We start from the raw sequence: 19,647 nt of genomic DNA, 5'->3' as shown, positions 1-19,647 counted from the left end.
CAAGGGCGTGGCGAGGGAGCAGAGGGTGGGTTGATTTCAAGGGAGGCGCGTGGCAGTCATGGCAAAAATGCCACAGGCGGGCGGATAATACGCGCATCAGACCCTTCGAACGACAGCCAGGCCCGTTGACACACCACAATCACCAGCATGAGCACCAAAGCGTTTCGCCTTATCGCCTCCACCGGCATCCACAAGGGTGACCGCGAGTACCAGCAAGACCAGGTCGCCCTGATCGCGCACGCCCGACACAACGGCTGCGTGCTGGGCGTCGTGGCCGATGGCATGGGGGGGCGCAGCGGTGGCCGCAAGGCATCCGACCAGGTCATGATGACGGCGCGCCAGCTGTTCGAGCGTTACTCCCCCGAGACCGACGACGCGGCCGCCATGCTCAAGAGCATGGTGGAAGAAGCGCACATCGTCATCCGCCTCACGGCCATCGCGGCCGAGCAGGAGCCGCACAGCACCGTCGCGGCCTTCCTCATCAATCCGCGCGGTGACTGCCACTGGGTGCATGCAGGCGACTCGCGCATCTACCACTTCCAGGGCGCGCGCCTGACACACCGCACCAGCGACCATTCCTATGTGCAGGCCCTGGTGGACCGTGGCGAGCTGACCGAGGCCGAGGCCAACAACCACCCCCATTCCAACATTCTGGTGGGCTGCCTGGGCACCGAGAGCGACCCACCCATCACCACGCACTTGATTTCCCAGCTGCACCCGGGCGATACGCTCATGGCCTGCAGCGACGGCGTGTGGCACTACTTTTCGCCCACCGAGCTGGCCTCGGTGGTGGAATCGCTCTCACCGCGCGAGGCGACCGAGTTCCTGATCGAGAAGGCACGCACGCGGGCCCGCGGGGGCGGCGACAACCTGTCGCTGGTCATCGTGAAGATCGAGGCCCTGGTCGAAGAGAAGAAGCCCATGCAGGGCCTGGGCATGGGGGCACGCCCTGTGCCCGCCGGTGGTGCCCCCGCTGCGGCGGCGGGCGCCAGCACCAGCAAGGCCTGACGGCGCGCGACGAGGCGCTTGCTTGCCACCTCGGGCCCGGCATGCGGCGCGAGGCGAACAAAGATGACTCCCTTTAACGGGCCGCGTCCGGGGCTGGCACCGGCAGCGGCGCCGCCGGCTTGCGACCCGCTGCCGCCGCGGCGGCCTGGTCGCGGGCCACACGGGCGCGGCGCGCCTCGGCGGCCTTCAGCTCCTGGGCGTGGCGTTCGCGCGCGCGATCGGCGCGCTGGGCGGTCTCGGCAGCACGCTGGGCCTGTTCGGCCTCGCGCTGCTGGATGTCCTGGGCACGCGGGGTCGGCACCACCGGGGTCTTGGGGGTGCGCGGCGGGCGCGGGGCCTGCACATGCGGCTGGCCGCGCACGCCGATCCCGACCTCTGCAGCCTCCCCCGGGGGGCCGGGCTGGGCACTCTGTTTTTCTGCAATGCTGCGGCGGCGGTCGGCGGCTTTTTCCTTGCGCTCGGCATCGTTGATCTGCATTTCGCGCTTGCGCAGCCCGGCCTCGGCCTCGCGCGCGCGATTGCGCGAGGTGCGCAGGCAGTCCTCCACGGCAAACAGCTTGTAGCACTCCTTGTCGGCGGCCAGCTGGCGCTCGGCAAGGGCCTTGCGCTCCGCCTCGATGTGGGCCCGCTCGGCCTTGCGCTGGGCGTGGGCCGCCTTGCGCTCGGGGGTGGCGTCGGGGGGCACATCGTCCTGCGCCAGGGCAGGCGCCAAGAGGCCCGCCTGCACGGCCAGGCACAGCGCGGAAATGGAGAGGAAACGCCGCATCGTCGTCTTGCTTGTCGTCATGTCAACCCTGTATCCACCACACGGCGCTCGAGCGCCAGGAATTCCTTGGACTGCATTTCGTTCAGGCGCGACACCGTGCGCGGGAACTCGTGTGCCAGGGGGCCTTCCGTGTACAACGCCTCGGGCGGCACGGCCGCCGACATGATGAGCTTGACGCGCCGGTCGTACAGCACATCCACCAGCCAGGTGAAGCGCCGCGCGGGCGAGGCCATGGCCACCGGCAGGTAGGGCACGTCGGACAGCAGCACGGTGTGGAACTGCGTGGCGATCTCCAGGTAGTCGTTCTGCGAACGCGGCCCGCCGCACAGTTCACGGAAGTCGAACCATACCACCCCGCCGGCCTTGCGCTTGGCGCGGATCTCGCGCGCCTCGATGTGCAGCACCGGGTCTTCGTCGTGCACTTCGGCCAGCTGGTTGAAGGCCTCGTTCATCTCGGCGTCGGCCTCGGGGCCCAGGGGCGTGTGGTAGAGCTTGACCTGCTCCATGGTGCGGCGCCGGTAGTCGGTGCCGTTGTCCACGTTCACCACCTCCAGGCGTTCGTTGAGCAGCGCAATGGCCGGCAGGATGCGGTCGCGGTGCAGGCCACCCGGGTACAGCTCGTCGGGCATGAAGTTGGAGGTGGTGACGAAACCCACGCCGTTCTCGAACAGCGAGACCAGCAGGCGGTGCAGGATCATCGCGTCGGTGATGTCTGCCACGTGGAATTCGTCGAAGCAGATGAGCTTGTAGCGCTTGGAGATGCGCTCGCCCAGCACATCGAGCGGGTTCTGCGTGCCCTGCAGGGCCGCCAGCTCGCGGTGCACCTCGCGCATGAACTCGTGGAAGTGCAGCCGGACCTTGCGCTTCAAGGGCACGGCATTGAAGAAGCATTCCATGAGGAAGCTCTTGCCCCGCCCCACCCCGCCGTACATGTAGACGCCGCGCGGGATGTCGGGGTGGTTGATGAGCTTCTTGAAGGCGTTGGAGCGCCGCTCCTTGTAGGTCGCCCACTCGTCGGCGCAGCGCTGCAGCGCATCCACGGCGCGCAGTTGCGCGGGGTCGCTTTGGAAGCCCTTGGCCTCGAGTTCGGCCAGGTAGGCCTGTTTGACAGTCACGGTGCGCTCGCCTCTGCTGGGATTGAACAATGCACAAGGCGCCGCCGCCCTTCTCAGGGCGACGGCGCCATCCATCTCCACGGGGTGGAGATCAGATCATCAGAAGTTCAGCGTGCGCTTGTCCACGGCCAGGGCCGCTTCCTTGGTGGCTTCGCTCAGGCTGGGGTGGGCGTGGCAGATGCGCGCGATGTCTTCGCTGCTGGCCTTGAACTCCATGGCGACCACGGCCTCGGCGATCAGCTCGCTGGCCTGCGGGCCCACGATGTGCACGCCCAGGATTTCGTCGGTCTCGGCATCGGCCAGCATCTTGACCATGCCGGTCGTGTCGCCCAGCGCGCGTGCGCGGCCGTTGGCCAGGAAGGGGAAGCTGCCGGCCTTGTACTTCACGCCGTCGGCCTTGAGCTGCTGCTCGGTGCGGCCCACCCAGGCGATCTCGGGGCTGGTGTAGATGACCCAGGGCACGGTGTTGAAGTTCACGTGGCCATGCTGGCCGGCAATGCGCTCGGCCACGGCAACGCCTTCTTCCTCGGCCTTGTGCGCCAGCATCGGGCCGCGCACCACGTCACCCACGGCCCACACGCCGGGAAGGTTGGTCTTGCAGTCGCCGTCGACCACGATGGCGCCACGCTCGTCCAGGGCCAGGCCCACGGCTTCGGGGTTCAGGCCGATGGTGTTGGGCACGCGGCCGATGGAGACGATGAGCTTGTCCACGTCCAGCGACTGGGCTTCGCCCTTGGCATTGGTGTAGGCGATGCTCACGCCCTTCTTGCCGGTCTTGATCTCGCCGACCTTCACGCCCAGCTCGATCTTCAGGCCCTGCTTGTCGAAGGCCTTCTTGGCTTCCTTGGCGATCTGCTCGTCCACCGCGCCCAGGAAGGTCGGCAGACCTTCGAGGATGGTGACTTCGGCACCCAGGCGGCGCCACACCGAGCCCATTTCCAGGCCGATCACGCCCGAGCCGATCAGGCCCAGCTTCTTGGGCACCGCGCCCACGCGCAGCGCGCCGTCGTTGGACAGCACGAACTCTTCGTCGAACGGCGTGCCGGGCAGCGCACGGGCGTTGGAGCCGGTGGCGATGATGATCTGCTTGCCGGTGATGCTCTCTTCGGCGGCACCAGCCACCTTGATCTCGTAGCCGCCTTCGGCCGCCTTCACGAACGAGCCACGGCCGTGGAAGAAGCTGATCTTGTTCTTCTTGAACAGGTACAGGATGCCGTCGTTGTTCTGCTTCACGACGGTGTCCTTGCGCGCCAGCATCTTGGCCACATCGATCTTCACGTCGCTGGCAGAAATGCCGTGCTCGGCAAAGTGCTTGTTGGCGTGCTCGTAATGCTCGGACGATTGCAGCAGCGCCTTGGAGGGGATGCAGCCCACGTTGGTGCAGGTGCCGCCCGGTGCGGGGCCGCCCTTGTCGTTCTTCCACTCGTCGATGCAGGCCACGTTGAAGCCCAGCTGCGCTGCGCGGATGGCAGCCACATAGCCGCCGGGGCCGCCGCCGATGACGATCACGTCGAATTGTTTGCTCATGTCGGTCTCACTCACTCAATCGTTCATTGGAAAAAAGACCCACCGGCGGGCCTGGCCTGGGGCCGGCCACGCGGGTGGGTCATTTCGCGTACTTTTAGATGTCGAACAGCAGGCGCGATGGATCTTCCAGCGCTTCCTTCATGGCCACCAGGCCCAGCACGGCTTCGCGGCCGTCGATGATGCGGTGGTCATAGGACATGGCCAGGTAGTTCATCGGGCGGATCACGATCTGGCCGTTCTCCACCACGGCGCGGTCCTTGGTGGCGTGCACGCCCAGGATGGCCGACTGTGGCGGGTTGATGATGGGCGTGGACAGCATGGAGCCGAAGGTGCCGCCGTTGCTGATGGAGAAGGTGCCGCCGGTCATCTCTTCGATGCCCAGCTTGCCTTCGGCCGCCTTCTTGCCGAATTCGGCGATCTTCTTCTCGATGTCGGCGAAGCTCATCTGGTCGGCGTTGCGCAGGATGGGCACCACCAGGCCACGGGGCGAGCCCACGGCGATACCGATGTCGAAGTAACCGTGGTAGACGATGTCATTGCCATCGACCGAGGCGTTCAGCACGGGGTACTTCTTCAGGGCGTGCACGGCGGCCTTGACGAAGAAGGACATGAAGCCCAGCTTGGTGCCGTGTTCCTTGGTGAAGCTGTCCTGGAACTTCTTGCGCAGGTCCATCACCGGGGCCATGTTCACTTCGTTGAACGTGGTCAGGATGGCGTTGGTCGATTGCGACTGCAGCAGGCGCTCTGCCACGCGGGCGCGCAGGCGGCTCATGGGCACGCGCTGCTCGGGACGGCCGCTCAGGTCTTCCTTGGCAGCTGGGGCGGACACCTGGGGCAGCGCCTTGGTGGGCACGCCCGTGGGGATGCTGCTCGGGGCCGCCACGGCCGCCTTGGCACCACCGGCCACGGCCGACAGCACGTCGCCCTTGGTCACGCGGCCATCCTTGCCCGTGCCGGCCACGGCCGAGACGGACAGGTTGTTGTCGGCCAGCAGCTTGGCAGCGGCGGGCATGGCGACATCGCCCTTGGAACCACCGGCGGCGGCAGGCGCAGCTGCTGCAGCGGCGGGTGCCGGTGCGACCGCCGCAGGAGCGGCAGCGGGAGCCGCAGCACCGGCCTTGCCTTCGGTGTCGATCTTGGCGATGAGCTGGTCGGCCACCACGGTGGCGCCGTCGCCCTGGATGATTTCGGCGAGCACGCCAGCCGAGGGAGCGGGCACTTCGAGCACGACCTTGTCGGTTTCGATTTCGATCAGGATCTCGTCCACTGCGACCGCTTCGCCGGCCTTTTTCTTCCAGGTGAGCATGGTGGCTTCGGCCACGGACTCGGACAGCTGGGGGACTTTGACTTCTACGATAGCCATTTTGAATTCTTTCAGTAGGGTTCTGTTCTGTGTACGTTCGGGTAGCTGGCCTTACTTGGTCAGGACAAAACCCTTGAGCTTGGCGAAAGCGGCATCCACCAGGGCCTTTTGCTGTTCCTGGTGCAGGTGGGCATAGCCCACGGCTGGCGACGCGGAAGCGGCACGGCCGGCATAGCCCAGCTTCTGACCATCGAGCATGTTCTCGTGGATGTTGTGCTGGATGAAGAACCAGGCGCCCTGGTTCTGTGGCTCGTCCTGGCACCACACGATGTCCGTGGCGTTGGGGAAGCGCTTGAGCTCGGCTGCGAAGGCCTTGTGCGGGAAGGGGTAGAGCTGCTCGACGCGGATGATGGCGACGTCGTCGTCCTCGCGCTCGGTGCGCTTCTTGACCAGGTCGTAGTACACCTTGCCCGAGCAGGCGATCACGCGCTTGACCTTGGCGGCCTTCTTCACGATGGCTTCGTCCTGCTCCGGGATCACCGTCTGGAAGTTGCCCTTGGTGAACTCGGACAACGGCGAGGTGGCGTCCTTGTTGCGCAGCAGCGACTTGGGCGTCATGATGATCAGCGGCTTGCGCAGATCACGCACCATCTGGCGGCGCAGAATGTGGAAGATCTGGCTGGCCGTGGTGGGCTGCACCACCTGCATGTTGGCGTCGGCGGCCAGCTGCATGAAGCGCTCCAGGCGGGCCGAGCTGTGCTCGGGGCCCTGGCCTTCGTAGCCGTGCGGCAGCATCAGCGTGATGCCGTTGACACGGCCCCACTTGACTTCACCCGAGGCGATGAACTGGTCGATCACGACCTGCGCGCCGTTGGCGAAGTCGCCGAACTGGGCTTCCCAGATCACCAGGGTGTTGGGGTCGTTCGAGGCGTAGCCGTACTCGAAGCCCAGCACGGCTTCTTCGGACAGGATGGAGTCGATCACGACGAACGGAGCCTGGTTCTCGCTCACGTTCTGCAGCGGCACGTAGGTGCCGATGTCCCACTTCTCGCGCTTCTGGTCGTGGATCACGGCATGGCGGTGCGTGAACGTGCCACGGCCGCAGTCCTCGCCCGACAGGCGCACAGGGAAGCCGCTGGCCACCAGCGAGGCAAACGCCATGTGCTCGCCCATGCCCCAGTCCACGGGCGTGTCGCCACGGCCCATGGCGGCGCGGTCGTCGTACACCTTCTTGACCAGCTGGTGCGGCGTCACGCTTTCGGGGATGGTGGTGATCTTCTCGGCCAGGCGCTTCCACTCGGCCAGCGGGATCGCCGTGTCACCGGCATCGGTCCACTTCTTGCCCAGGAACGGGCTCCAGTCCACCGCGTACTTGCTCTTGAAGTTGGTCAGCACCGGATCGACCGTGTGCTTGCCCGCGTCCATGGCGGCGCGGTAGGCCTTGACCATGTCGTCGCCCAGGGTCTCGCCCAGGCCTTGCGTGGCCAGCTTGTCGGCATACAGCTTGCGCGTGCCGGGGTGCTGGCCGATCTTCTTGTACATCAGCGGCTGGGTCAGGGCTGGCGTGTCCTGCTCGTTGTGGCCCAGCTTGCGGAAGCAGATGATGTCCACGACCACGTCCTTCTGGAATTCCATGCGGAACTCGAGGGCGAGCTGGGTGGCCAGCACCACGGCTTCGGGATCGTCGCCGTTGACGTGCAGCACGGGCGACTCGACCATCTTCACGATGTCGGTGCAGTACAGCGTGGAACGTGCGTCGCGCGGATCGGAGGTGGTGAAACCGATCTGGTTGTTGATGATGATGTGCACCGTGCCGCCCGTGGAATAGCCACGGGTCTGGGCCAGCGCCAGGGTTTCCTGGTTCACGCCCTGGCCGGCAAAGGCCGCGTCGCCGTGCACCAGCACGGGCAGCACCTGCTTGCCCAGGGGGTCGGCGCGGCGGTCCATGCGCGCGCGCACCGAGCCTTCGACCACGGGGTTCACGATTTCCAGGTGCGACGGGTTGAACGCCAGCGACAGGTGGACCGGGCCGCCAGGGGTGGTCACGTCGGAGCTGAAGCCCTGGTGGTACTTCACGTCGCCCGATGGCAGGTCTTCAGGGGCGGTGTGGTCGAACTCGGCGAACAGGTCGGCAGGCATCTTGCCCAGCGAGTTCACCAGCACGTTCAGGCGGCCGCGGTGGGCCATGCCGATCACGATTTCCTGCACGCCCTTGGCGCCGGCGGACTGGATCAGCTCGTCCATGGCGGCGATGAAGCTCTCACCCCCTTCGAGGGAGAAACGCTTCTGGCCGACGTACTTGGTGTGCAGGAAGCGCTCCAGGCCTTCGGCGGCCGTCAGTCGGTCCAGGATCTGGCGCTTCTTGTCGCCGCCGAAATTGGGCTTGCTGCGGATGGTTTCCAGCTTTTCCTGCCACCAGCGCTTCTGGTTCTGGTCGGTGGCGTACATGTACTCGGCACCGATGGAGCTGCAGTAGGTTTCGCGCAGCGCGTTGATCAGCTCGCGCAGCGGCATGGATTCCTTGCCGAAGAACGTGTTGCTGGTGTTGAACACGACTTCCTGGTCGGAATCGCTGAAGCCGTAGAAGGATGGCTCCAGTTCAGGGATCGCGGGGCGCTCGGTGCGCTTCAAGGGATCGAGGTCGGCCCAGCGCTGGCCCACGTTGCGGTAGGCGGCGATCAGCTGCTGGACGGCGGTGCGCTTGCGGCCCAGCTCGGAGTCTGCACCCGTGGCCACGACGACCTTGGTGCCGCCCTGCTTGGCACGCTCGGCAAAGGCATTGATGACGGGGAGGTGGGGAACGTCCTTGGCATTGGAGCCGTCGACGGCAGGCACATGCTGCAGTGCGTCGAAGTACTCGCGCCAGGTGTCAGGCACGCTGCCGGGGTTGGCGAGGTAGTTCTCGTACATCTCTTCGACATAGGGCGCGTTGCCGCCGAAGAGGTAGGTGTTGCCTTGGTAGGCTTGGTAGACAGATGGCGTATCGCTCATATTCCGCTGACCTCCGCTTTCCTTGGGAAAGCATTAGCTGGTTGGTAAACCTTCCGCGACACGGCTGAACCGATTGGCGGATGCGACTGTGGCTGGGGAAGGGCCTTGGTACGGGCTGCATTGTGCCACTGATCTGCATCCAGGCCAAAAAGCGGCGGCATATGTATCGGTGCTCCATGGAAATGGAGGGCGCTGTTGCGCCTCGCGTACATTGCGGGTACACGGCGTTTTGCTGCAACGGGTTTCAATGAGCTCCAACACACTCCAAGACAAGACTTTCCTGCTGCTACTGGTGCTGGTCACCGTGGCCTTCGGTGCCATCCTCTGGGAATTCCACGGCGCCGTGTTCTGGGGCATGGTGCTCGCCATCCTGTTCGCCCCCCTGCACCGCAAGGTGCTGCGCCGCGTGCGCCCCCGGGTCAACCTCGCGGCCCTGATCACGCTGGGGCTGTGCCTGGTGGTCGTGATCCTGCCGCTGGTCTTCCTCACCCTCTCGCTGGTCCAGGAGGCCACGGCGATCTATGAGCGCACGCGCTCGGGGCAGCTCAATTTCGGCCTGTACTTCCAGCAGGTGATCGCCGCCCTGCCCCAGTGGGCCGTGAACCTGCTCGACCGGTTCGACCTGACCTCCATCGCCCAGATCCAGGCCAAGCTCTCGTCCGTGGCCGTGCAGGCCAGCCAGTTCGTGGCCACGCAGGCCGTCAACATCGGCCAGAACACGCTCGAATTCCTCGTGGGCTTCGGCATCATGCTGTACCTGCTGTTCTTCCTGCTGCGCGATGGCGCCGCACTGGCGGCCCGCATCGGCCGCGCCATCCCCCTGGAAGAAGGCCACAAGCGCCAACTGGTGAGCAAGTTCACCACCGTGATCCGCGCCACCGTCAAGGGCAACATCGTGGTGGCCGCCTCCCAGGGCGCCCTGGGCGGGCTGATCTTCTGGATCCTGGGCATCCAGGGCCCCGTGCTCTGGGGCGTTCTGATGGCCTTCCTGTCGCTGCTGCCTGCCGTGGGCGCGGGCCTGATCTGGGTGCCCGTCGCCATCTACTTCCTGGCCACCGGCGCCATCTGGCAGGGGGTGGTGCTGATCGCCTATGGCATCTTCGTGATCGGCCTGGTGGACAACATCCTGCGCCCCATCCTGGTCGGCAAGGACACGAAAATGCCCGACTATGTGGTGCTGATCTCCACCCTGGGCGGGCTGGGTCTGTTCGGCCTCACGGGCTTTGTCATCGGCCCGGTGATCGCGGCGCTGTTCATGGCGACCTGGGACCTGTTCTCGCCAGAGCCGGATCAGATCCATCGCGACCAAAGCTGACCGGAACCGACAAGCCGCGTGAGGTACCGCATTGGCAGTCGCTCGCAATGCCGTTTTTCTGATTGCAGGGGCTTGGTTTGCCAGCGGTCTGGCATTTGGGCAGACGCCCAACTGCAATGGCCATACGACCTACCAGGGTGGCGGGGTGTATTCGGACGGCGGCTCGGTCGAAATCTGGATACAGCGCCCCTGCAAGGACGGCCTCACCACACTGAAAGTGAAGCGCACCCTGACCGGGGAGATTTACCCGCTGACGGTCGATGGACGGGTGCTGCCCAATGGATCCAGGGAAGAATCGGCGCAGCTGCATGAGATCGACGCCATCATCACCAGGCGCGCAGGGCCAAAAAGCCTCTCCGAATTCATGAAGGAGCAATTCGCCACGTTCATGGCACTGGATCCGGAAGAGAACTACATTCCCGCGTCCGCCCTCATCCAGAGCAGTTGCGGCTCGATGAAGACATTGGCGAGAAATCCCATGCTCTGCCTGAAGTACGTCGCAGGTTCCATTCCCTGAAGCCCGCACCAGACGGGGCGACCTCACATCACCCGCACCCCCAGCTCACTCACCAGCGCTGCGGCCTGGTCTTGCGAGATGACCGCTCCCTTGAAGAACTGCGCCACGTGGGCGATGCGCAGCCCCGCCAGGTCCACGGCGCGCAGGTCCGCGCCATCGAAGCGCGCGTTCTTGAGGTTGGCATCGCGCAGGCTGCCACCCTCGAACACCGCATCGCGGAAATCGCAGCCGCCCAGGTCGGCGTCGCCCATGTCGAGCTGGCCGATGGTCTGCTTTCTGAACGACATGCCACGCAGATCGGCCCCCACGAGCAGCGAGTCGTGAAAGCCCAGGCCCAGGGTGTGCGCCTCGCGAAAGCTGGCCCCGGTGAGCTTGACTTCGGCGAACACCGCAGAGCCGAGCTTGCTGCGCACCCAGCTGGTGTTGTTCAGGTCGCAGCGGTACCAGCGTGCATCGGTCAGGTCGGCCAGCTGGAAATTGGCCTGCCCGGCGCGGCAGCCCAGCCAGCAGCTGTCGGCCAGATCGGCCCTCTCGAACGAGGCCTCGGCCAGCATGCAGTCGGTGAACTGCGCGCCGCGCAGTGCAAGCCGCGACAGGTCGGCCCCCTCGAAATCGCACTGCTCGAAGTGCAGCGGGCCCGGCCCGCGCTGTTCGAGCAGAGCCAGCACATCGGCCCGCGACAGGGTCTGGCCGGTGATGGGAACCACCGCGGGCGCGGCAGCAGCGGATGAAGAGCAGGCGTAGGAGGCGGTCATGGCAGCACCCGAAATCAGAAAGGCAGAGCAGGAGCGGACTCAGTGGCCCACGCTCTTGGAGAACAGATTCACGACCAGCACGCCGGCAATGATCAGGCCCAGGCCGATCACGGCCGGCAGGTCCAGCTTCTGCCCGAAGGCCACCCAGCCCACGGCCGAGATCAGCACGATGCCCACGCCCGACCAGATGGCATAGGCGATGCCGACCGGCAAGGTCCTGAGCGTGAGCGACAGCAGGTAGAACGACAGGCCGTAGGTCACGACCGTGATGGCGCTCGGCCCCAGGCGGGTGAAGCCGTCGGAGGCCTTGAGCGCCGAGGTGCCGATCACCTCGGAGACGATGGCGACGCCCAGCAAGGCGTAGGCGGTGGTCAGGTTCATGGTGCGGGTTCTTCTTGGGGTGGCTGGCACAGGTCCAGCAGCAGTTGCAGGACACGGGCGCTGCGCGCCGCGTCCAGGGGGTAGACGTCGAGCATCTGGCTGAACCAGTAGCCGTCGGCCGCCATGCGGCAGGCCAGCAGGCGGTCGGCCATATGCGGGTCGTTGCCATCGTGGGCCAGGGCTTGTTGCATCTCGGCGCTCCAGCGCTCGCGCGCGGCCGGCAGGGTCAGGGCCAGCAGTCCGATGGCGCGCTGTGCCTCCACGCGGTTGCAATCGCTGAAGCCATCGAAGGCGGTGCGGATGTAGGCACGGGCATGCCGGCCGGGGCGGCCCTCTTCTTCGAGCGCCAGGGCGCGCGCATAGCCTTGCAGGAACTCTTCGAACAGCTGGTCGTTGAGCGCGTCGAGCAGAGCCTGCTTGCTGCGAAAGTGGTGCTGCAGGCCGCCCTTGGTCACGCCTGCGCGGGTCGATACGGCATCGAGCGTGACGGCGTGCGCGCCCTGCTCGACCAGCAGCGTACGCACCACGGCCAGCAGCTGGCTGCGCACGAGTTCGGGGTGCTTCTGGCGGCGGTGGGCTTGGGTCACGGCTAAAAACAAACCATCTGGATGGATTGTTTATTGTAACTCCAATGGCCCGGCTCTGCACAAACCCCTTGTCCAAAGCCGGTCAGGGGCGGTACAAGCGAGACTCCGCCCCGCGCGCCCAAGCTCTCGCACCCATGGCAGACCTCTCTCGACAGTGGCTTCTCGACGGCCTGCGCACGCGCCTGCTCCCCGCGCTGGAGGGCCGGGGCTTTGTGCAGCACCCGCTGGCTGGCGAAGACGCCCGCAGCACCGAGATCCGCACCAGTTTCCCCCTGGGCCAGTTGCGCCGACCGCGCGAGGGCGGCCATGACCTGGTGGAAATCCAGCTCGACCGCCGCCGCGCCGCCTTCCGGCTGAACCTGGGCGTGGCACCGGACGCCGGTATCCAGCACGCCGCAGGCCCGGTGGCCCGGGACGCCATCTGGGTGCACTACCTGCCCCGGTACCACGAGCTGTACCAGCACCCGCTGTTCAAGCGGTGGTTTGCCATGGGCCGCTGGTCGCGCGCTGGCGCCGGAGGACTACGGCGCGCTGGTGGACCGGGCCGCGGCCCTGCTGCCCGAGATCGACCAGACGCTGGTGGCTGGCAAGCCCGGCCTGCACATGCGCACCGTGGGCTGACCTCAAGGCGTCGGCAGTGGCTCAGCTGTTGACCTGTGCCCAGAGCTTTTCCAGGCGCTTCACGCTCACCGGCTGGGGTGTGCGCAGTTCCTGCGCGAAGAAGCTCACGCGCAACTCCTCCAGCAGCCAGCGCAACTCCTGCATGCGGCCGTCCACCTGGCCCTTGCGTTCGGCCACCAGGCGCCAGTAGCGCTGCTCCTGCGGGCGCAGCTCGGCCAGCTTGGCGGCGTCGCGCGCGGGGTCGGCGCGGTATTTGTCCAGGCGCAGGGTGATGGCCTTGAGGTAGCGCGCGTAGTGCGCCAGCTGCGCCCAGGGCGCCACGGCGATGAAGTTCTTGGGCATCAGCCGAGCCAGTTGCTGCTGGGCGTCCTGCGTGGCCTCGGGGGCGTTCTTGGTGTCCTTGATCTTGCGCGCGGCAGCCGCGAACTCGATCAAAATGGTGCCCGCCAGGCGCGCCACCTCGTTGGCGATCAGGGTCAGGCGTCCCCTGCCCTCCTCCATCCGGCGCTTGAAGGCGAACTCGTCGGTGGGCAGCGGGTCGAGCAAAAACGCGCGGTCCAGCGCGACGTCGATGATCTGGTTGCGCAGCTCCTCCTGCGTGCCGCCGCCGGTGCCGTCGGCATTGCGGCCCACCTGCATGTAGGCCACGGCCATCTTCTGCAGGTCGGGGATGTTCTTCTCCAGGTACTTGAGCGCGTCCTTGATCTGCAGCGCAAACAGGCGGCGCAGGCCGGCGCGGTGCTTGGCCGCAGCCACCTCGGGCTCGTCGAAGACCTCGATGGTCACGGCATCGCCGCCGTCGATCAGCGCCGGAAAACCGATCAGCGTCTGCCCGGCCTTTCGGATCTCCATCAGCTCGGGCAGCTCGCCAAAGGTCCAGGCTGTGTAGCGCTGGCCAGCCGGCGCAGCGGGTTTGGCAGGCGCGACAGCCGCCGGTGCCTTCGTCGCAGCAGCCGTTTTGCCTGGTGCGGGCGCGGCAGGGGCTGGCGCCGGTGGGGTGGGCGCACCGGCAGCCAGCTTGAGCCCGGCCAGCGCCTGGAAGGCGCCGCGCGCCTTGGCGCCCCACTCGGCCTTCAGGGCGCCCAGGTTGCGGCCATGGCCCAGCTGGCGGCCGTGCTCGTCCACCACGCGGAAGTTCATGAACAGGTGGGGGCTGAGCATGTCGAGCTTGAAGTCGGCACGCTTGACGTCCAGCGAGGTCTCGTCGCGCACCTGCTTGAGCAGCACGTCGGTCAGCCCGCCCTGGCCAAAGCGCTCGGGCGCGCCCAGCAGCTCGGCCAGGCGCGCGGCGTTCTCGGGCAGCGGCACGAAGCGGCTGCGCGGGCGCTGGTGCAGGCTTTTGAGCAGGGCCTGGATCTTGTCCTTGAGCATGCCGGGCACCAGCCACTCGCAGCGCTCTTCGTTCACCTGGTTGAGCACGAACAGTGGAATCGTCACCGTGATCCCGTCGCGCGCATCGCCCGGCTCGTGCAGGTACGTGGCCGCACAGTCCACGCCGCCCAGGCGCACGGTCTTGGGAAAGGCGTTGCTGGTGATGCCCGCCGCCTCGTGGCGCATGAGCTCCTCGCGCGTGAGCTTGAGCAGGTCCGGCTGCAGGCGCGAGGCCTCACGGTACCAGGCCTCGAAGCCGTGGCCGCTGCACACGTCGGGCGGCAGCTGCTGGTCGTAGAAGGCGTAGATCAACTCGTCGTCCACCAGCACGTCCTGGCGGCGCGACTTGTGCTCCAGTTCCTCGACCTTGGCGATCAGCTTCTGGTTGGCCGCCAGGAAGGGCAGCTTGCTCTCCCAGTTGCCGCCCACCAGGGCTTCTCGGATGAAGATCTCGCGCGCGGCATGCGGGTCGATCTTGCCGAAATTGATGCGCCGGCCGCTGTAGATGACGATGCCGTAGAGCGTGGCACGCTCCAGCGCCGTGACCTCGGCCGACTTCTTTTCCCAGTGCGGGTCGAGCAGTTGTTTCTTGAGCAGGTGGCCGCCCACCTGCTCCAACCACTGCGGCTCGATGGCGGCGATGCCCCGGCCGAACAGGCGCGTGGTCTCCACCAGTTCGGCCGCCACGATCCAGCGGCCGGGCTTCTTAGACAGGTGGGCCCCTGGGTGCTTGTAAAACTTGATGCCGCGCGCGCCCAGGTACCAGTCTTCCTCTTCGCCCTTGGCGCCGATGTTGCCGAGCAGGCCCGCCAGCATGGACAGGTGCAGTTGCTCGTAGCTCGCGGGCTGGGTGTTGATGGCCCACTTGTGCTCGGTCACCACGGTGAGCAGCTGGGTGTGGATGTCGCGCCACTCGCGCAAGCGGCGGATGCTGATGAAGTTCTGGCGCAGCAGTTGCTCGTACTGGCGGTTGCTCAGCTTGTGCGTGGGCGCTGTGGCTGCGGCGGCCACGGCGGGCGCGGGCGCGGGCGCGGCTGCAGCCACCGAGCGTTGGGCCACGGGCAGATGGGCGTGCGAGGGCGCGCGCTGGTTGGCCATGGCCTTTTGCGCGCGCGCCGATGGCAGGCTGGGTGCCCCGCCCCGGGCCTCGTTGATCCATTTCCACAGCTTGAGGTAGCCGCTGAACTCGCTTTTCTCGTCGTCGAACTTGGCATGTGCCTGGTCGGCCTGCTGCTGCGCCTCCATGGGGCGGTCGCGCACGTCCTGCACACTGAGGGCGCTGGCGATGATGAGCACCTCGTCCAGCGCCTTGCGGTCGCGCGCCTCCAGAATCATGCGGCCCACGCGCGGGTCCAGCGGCAGGCGCGACAGCTCCACCCCCATGGGCGTAAGTTCGTTGGCATCGTCCACCGCACCCAGCTCGCCCAGCAGCTGGTAGCCGTCGGCAATGGCACGACCCGAGGGCGCTTCGATGAAGGGGAACTGCACCACGTCACCCAGGTGCAGCGACTTCATGCGCAGGATGACGCCGGCCAGCGAACTGCGCAGGATTTCAGGGTCGGTGAAGCGCGGGCGGGCATTGAAATCCGCCTCGTCGTACAGGCGGATGCAGATGCCGTTGGCCACCCGGCCGCAGCGGCCCGCGCGCTGGTTGGCGGCGGCCTGGCTGATGGGCTCGACCAGCAGCTGCTCCACCTTGCTGCGAAAGCTGTAGCGCTTGACCCGGGCCGTGCCTGCGTCGATCACGTAGCGGATGCCCGGCACCGTGAGCGAGGTCTCGGCCACGTTGGTGGCCAGCACCAGGCGCCGGCCGGTGTGGCCGTCGAAGATGCGGTCCTGCTCGGCCTGCGACAGGCGCGCAAACAGGGGCAGCACCTCGGCACTGCGCATCACCGGGTGGTGCGACAGGTGCTTGCGCAGGTGGTCGGCCGCCTCGCGGATCTCGCGCTCGCCGGGCAGAAAGATCAGGATGTCGCCCGAGGCGTTGCCCTGCCACAGCTCGTCCACCCCGTCGGCGATGGCTTCGTTGAGGCCATGGTCACGCGTTTCCTCGAACGGGCGCCAGCGCTGCTCCACTGGAAAAGTGCGACCGGAGACATAGATGATGGGCGCCGGCCCCTTGGCCGACTCGAAATGCTTGGCAAACCGGTCGGCATCGATGGTCGCCGAGGTCACCACCACCTTGAGGTCCGGCCGGCGCGGCAGGATCTGGCGGATGTAGCCCAGGAGGAAGTCGATGTTCAGGCTGCGTTCGTGCGCCTCGTCGATGATGATGGTGTCGTAGGCCTTGAGCAGCGGGTCGGTCTGCGTCTCGGCCAGCAGGATGCCATCGGTCATGAGCTTGACCGAGGCGTCGCGCGAGAGCCGGTCCTGGAAGCGCACCTTGAAGCCGACCACGTCGCCCAGCGGCGTTTCGAGTTCTTCGGCGATGCGCTTGGCCACGCTGCTGGCCGCGATGCGGCGCGGCTGGGTGTGGCCGATCAGCCGGCCTTTCTGCCCCGCGGGCGCATTGCACTTGCCCCGGCCCAGGGCCAGCGCGATCTTGGGCAGCTGCGTGGTCTTGCCCGAGCCGGTCTCGCCGCAGACGATGACCACCTGGTGCTGGCGCATGGCCTGCATGATCTCGTCGCGCTTGCCCGATACGGGCAGGGATTCGGGGAACGTGATGCGCAGCGGCGCTGCGCGCGGGGCGGCAGGCGGGGAAACGGCAGAAATGGGAGGCGTGGAGTCGGTCATGAAGGCCTGCATTATCGGAGGCCTGCGTTGGCCCGGTGCAACACCGGGCATGGCCGGCGACCCCTGGCCGGCGGCTGTGCAAAAAAGCCACCCTCGCCGACCCCCGGCGAGGCCTGAAAGGGGTGATTTTCAGGATGTAATCACCCCCGGCCATTTCTTCACGCCGCGCGCAGCCAAGATCACCCCGAATGCCTTTGCAGCCCCCTGCTCCCACGCCGCCCCTGGACCCGCAGCAGCTCCCCAGCCCATCGCGCCGCGACTGGCTGGCCTGGGCCGGCACGGCGGCCGTGGCCCCGTGGTTGCCCGGCTGCGGCGGCAGCGGCGCCCCCACGCCCAACCTGGATGCCACCATGGCCTGGGGACGCCGCCAGATCCGCCAGGCCATGCAGGCCAGCGAAACCCGGGCCGCCTCGATTGCGGTGATGTACGGCGACCGCATCGTCTGGCAGGAGGCCTTCGGGGTACTGCGCGAGTCACCGGCCACACCCGCCACGCCGGAAACGCGCTTCAACGTCGGCTCGGTCAGCAAGGTGGTCGCGGCCCTGGCGGTCATGATCCTGGTGGACCGCCAGCTGGTGCAGCTCGATGCGCCAGTGGTGCGCTACCTGCCGCAGTTCAGCATGCTCTCGCCGGGCTACCGCGACATCACCGTGCGCCACCTGCTGAGCCACGCCTCGGGCCTGCCCGGCACCTACCTGCGCAACATGTTCGCCTTTGCCCCCTTGCCCGGGTATGCCGCCGGGCTGGAGGCCGCCCTGGCCGACATGCACCTCAAGCACGCCCCCGGGGCCATGGCGGTCTATTGCAACGATGGCTTCACGCTCATCGAGCGCATCGTGCAGGCGGTCACGGGCCAGAGCTATACCGCCTTCGTGCAGTCTGCCATCCTCACCCCGCTGAGCATGGGCCGCTCGGGGTTCACGCTGCAACCCCTGGCCGAAGGCAGCTTCGCGCCGGGCTACATCGGCCAGGCCCGGCAGGGCCAGGAATTCGTGATGGGCTATGCCACGAGCGGGTTGTGCACCACGCCGGGCGACATGATGCGCCTGGCCGCCCTGCTGATCCAGGGCGGGGAACAGGATGGCCAGCGCATCGTTTCCAAGGCGGGCGTGCTGGAGATGGGCAACGACCAGAACCCGGCCATGCGCATCGACCTCACGCCCGACTGGCACTGGGGCCTGGGCTGGGACAGCACCCAGCATCCGGGCCTGGGCCCCGCCGGCGTGCGGGCCTGGCAAAAGAGCGGCAGCACGGTGTTCTGCGCCAGCGACTTCTATGTGCTGCCCCAGGCCGGCATGGCCTTGCTGCTCACGGGCAACGCCCCGGGCTTTCGCCCCGGCCCCATCGCCGAGGGCATTCTGCTGCGGGCCTTGCAGGAAGTCGGGCAGCTGCAGGCCCTGCCGTCCAAGGTGAGCACCACCGTGCCCTCGATGGCCACCACCTCCACCACCGATGTCGATGCCGTGCTCGGCATCTATGGGCGTGCGTCCAAGCCGCTGAAGGTGGTCTCGCCCGACAGCCAGCTGATCGACCTCCTGGTGTGGTCCGCCACGCTCAAGGGCTGGGAGCCGCTGTGCGAGGGGCTGCGCCTGCGCAGCGACGGCTGGTGGTGGTCCGACGCCAGGCCCGGCACGCACTACCGCTGGGAAGAAGCCGACGGCCGCCGCTACCTGCTGTCGCGCGAACCGGCCCGCGCCGGGCACTACTGGGTCACCACGCCCATGGCCCAGCAGATGCCGCGCGCCGCCGCCCCGCTGCCTGCCGCCTGGGCCGACCGCCTGGACAGCACCTGGATCCAGGCCAACGAGGCGCCGGAGTCCATCCTGCTCGCCACCGGCGGCATGGCCACCGCCACCCTGAGAGAGTTGCCCGAGCTGCGCGGCTACCTGTTCTGGGATGACCGGCAGTTCCTGCTGCCCCTGTCGCCAGACCGCGCCGGCATGGCCGTGCGGGTGCCCCTGCAGGAAGGCCGCGACCTGGTCGAGCTGGTCGTGCGCACCCAGGACCAGCAGGAGTGGCTGCATGCGGCGGGCTGGGTCTACCGCCAGGGCGATTGACTGCGCTGACCGCACCGACCGGGTTGAACAGGGCATACCGCACTGTTCCTTTCGCGCGACAGTCCGTCGCTTCGGCCAGCGCCCCGGCTTGCCACGCGCTGCATGGCTCGGCACAATTGCGCCTTCTTTCAGCCATGCACGGCCCTGTCGGCCGCCGCTGAAAGCATCCACTGGAGGTCACCGCTATGTTTGTTCCCTTGTTCGCTCCCGCCTGACCACAGTCCACCGCCCCGGCTGGACTGTGCATTCACGAGTCCAGCCACGGCAAACAAGCGCTCTTTCGCACCCAGTGCGGCGCTCCACAAGCCCTGGCTACATCGCCGGGGTTTTTTGTTTGTGGAAGTGCACACATGAGTGCCCAAAAATTGTCCCGAGCCTACGCCCAGGGTGAAATCAAGAAGCTGCGCCGCATGAAGCAGCCCCTGGTACTGAAGCTCGAATCCTCGGGCCCGCCCCGAAACCCTGTGGCCACCGCGCTGGCCCAGCGCAGCCTGTCCAGTGCGGCAGGCAAGCACATACGCAGCCGCGGGGCCCAGCGCCGCGCGGACAACGTCGCCCTGCGCAAGGCGATCCAAGGCAAGCTGCAAAGCGATTGAT

At 67.0% G+C, this 19,647-nt stretch carries 15 protein-coding genes; 6 read left to right on the top strand and 9 right to left on the bottom strand.

The window, feature by feature from the left end; genetic code table 11:
- Positions 1 to 147: 147 nt before the first annotated feature.
- Positions 148 to 1,008 (top strand): PP2C family protein-serine/threonine phosphatase, encoded by an 861-nt coding sequence (locus AC3WOH_RS14605; protein WP_492230028.1) that lies wholly within the window; start codon positions 148 to 150, stop codon positions 1,006 to 1,008.
- A gap of 73 nt (positions 1,009 to 1,081) precedes the next feature.
- Here AC3WOH_RS14605 and AC3WOH_RS14600 read toward each other — a convergent pair whose 3' ends face one another.
- The 5 genes from AC3WOH_RS14600 to AC3WOH_RS14580 all read right to left on the bottom strand — a co-directional run bounded on the left by AC3WOH_RS14600 (position 1,082) and on the right by AC3WOH_RS14580 (position 8,710).
- Complete coding sequence (locus tag AC3WOH_RS14600; protein ID WP_492230027.1) at positions 1,082 to 1,795, bottom strand: hypothetical protein; 714 nt, start codon at positions 1,793 to 1,795, stop codon at positions 1,082 to 1,084.
- Positions 1,792 to 2,889, bottom strand: coding sequence for a cell division protein ZapE (zapE, locus tag AC3WOH_RS14595; protein ID WP_492230026.1), 1,098 nt, complete (start codon positions 2,887 to 2,889; stop codon positions 1,792 to 1,794). The genes AC3WOH_RS14600 and zapE overlap by 4 nt, the downstream gene beginning before the upstream one ends.
- A 99-nt stretch (positions 2,890 to 2,988) precedes the next feature.
- Entirely contained in the window at positions 2,989 to 4,416 is a 1,428-nt protein-coding gene (gene lpdA, locus AC3WOH_RS14590) for a dihydrolipoyl dehydrogenase (RefSeq protein ID WP_492230025.1), read from the bottom strand.
- A 94-nt stretch (positions 4,417 to 4,510) separates the two neighbouring features.
- Positions 4,511 to 5,779 carry a 2-oxoglutarate dehydrogenase complex dihydrolipoyllysine-residue succinyltransferase gene (gene odhB / locus AC3WOH_RS14585; RefSeq protein WP_492230024.1) on the bottom strand — a complete coding sequence of 423 codons (1,269 nt, stop codon included), beginning with the start codon at positions 5,777 to 5,779 and terminating at the stop codon, positions 4,511 to 4,513.
- A gap of 51 nt (positions 5,780 to 5,830) precedes the next feature.
- Positions 5,831 to 8,710, bottom strand: coding sequence for a 2-oxoglutarate dehydrogenase E1 component (locus AC3WOH_RS14580; protein ID WP_492230023.1), 2,880 nt, complete (start codon positions 8,708 to 8,710; stop codon positions 5,831 to 5,833).
- 247 nt (positions 8,711 to 8,957) lie between these two features.
- Here AC3WOH_RS14580 and AC3WOH_RS14575 point away from each other — a divergent pair, with 247 nt between their 5' ends.
- Together AC3WOH_RS14575 and AC3WOH_RS14570 are read left to right on the top strand one after the other, a co-directional pair.
- Positions 8,958 to 10,025: an AI-2E family transporter gene (locus AC3WOH_RS14575; protein ID WP_492230022.1), complete on the top strand. Its 1,068-nt coding sequence runs from the start codon at positions 8,958 to 8,960 to the stop codon at positions 10,023 to 10,025.
- Positions 10,026 to 10,056: 31 nt separating this feature from the next.
- Positions 10,057 to 10,542 carry a hypothetical protein gene (locus tag AC3WOH_RS14570; protein ID WP_492230021.1) on the top strand — a complete coding sequence of 162 codons (486 nt, stop codon included), beginning with the start codon at positions 10,057 to 10,059 and terminating at the stop codon, positions 10,540 to 10,542.
- Between the two features lie 23 nt (positions 10,543 to 10,565).
- On the opposite strand, the gene AC3WOH_RS14565 is transcribed toward AC3WOH_RS14570, so the two are convergent.
- The 3 genes from AC3WOH_RS14565 to AC3WOH_RS14555 are packed head-to-tail and all read right to left on the bottom strand — an operon-like array spanning position 10,566 to position 12,265.
- Positions 10,566 to 11,297, bottom strand: coding sequence for a pentapeptide repeat-containing protein (locus tag AC3WOH_RS14565; RefSeq protein ID WP_492230020.1), 732 nt, complete (start codon positions 11,295 to 11,297; stop codon positions 10,566 to 10,568).
- Positions 11,298 to 11,336: 39 nt separating this feature from the next.
- The gene (locus AC3WOH_RS14560; RefSeq protein WP_492230019.1) at positions 11,337 to 11,678 is read right to left on the bottom strand and encodes an SMR family transporter; all 342 of its coding nucleotides are present in this window, start codon (positions 11,676 to 11,678) and stop codon (positions 11,337 to 11,339) included.
- On the bottom strand, positions 11,675 to 12,265 hold the full coding sequence (locus AC3WOH_RS14555) for a TetR/AcrR family transcriptional regulator (protein WP_492230018.1): 591 nt from the start codon (positions 12,263 to 12,265) through the stop codon (positions 11,675 to 11,677). The genes AC3WOH_RS14560 and AC3WOH_RS14555 overlap by 4 nt, the downstream gene beginning before the upstream one ends.
- Before the next feature lie 483 nt (positions 12,266 to 12,748).
- On the opposite strand from AC3WOH_RS14555, the gene AC3WOH_RS14550 reads away from it, so the two are divergent.
- Entirely contained in the window at positions 12,749 to 12,886 is a 138-nt protein-coding gene (locus tag AC3WOH_RS14550) for a hypothetical protein (RefSeq protein WP_492230017.1), read from the top strand.
- Between the two features lie 21 nt (positions 12,887 to 12,907).
- Here AC3WOH_RS14550 and hrpA read toward each other — a convergent pair whose 3' ends face one another.
- On the bottom strand, positions 12,908 to 16,993 hold the full coding sequence (gene hrpA, locus AC3WOH_RS14545) for an ATP-dependent RNA helicase HrpA (RefSeq protein WP_492230016.1): 4,086 nt from the start codon (positions 16,991 to 16,993) through the stop codon (positions 12,908 to 12,910).
- Between the two features lie 188 nt (positions 16,994 to 17,181).
- Here hrpA and AC3WOH_RS14540 point away from each other — a divergent pair, with 188 nt between their 5' ends.
- The gene (locus AC3WOH_RS14540; RefSeq protein WP_492230015.1) at positions 17,182 to 19,050 is read left to right on the top strand and encodes a serine hydrolase domain-containing protein; all 1,869 of its coding nucleotides are present in this window, start codon (positions 17,182 to 17,184) and stop codon (positions 19,048 to 19,050) included.
- A gap of 350 nt (positions 19,051 to 19,400) precedes the next feature.
- Positions 19,401 to 19,646, top strand: a complete 246-nt coding sequence (locus tag AC3WOH_RS14535; protein ID WP_184856180.1) for a hypothetical protein — start codon at positions 19,401 to 19,403, stop codon at positions 19,644 to 19,646.
- Position 19,647: the final 1 nt, after the last annotated feature.

This window comes from Acidovorax sp. FW305-C-20-28 (genome assembly GCF_058783375.1).
This window is presented reverse-complemented; position numbering and strand designations above follow the sequence as displayed.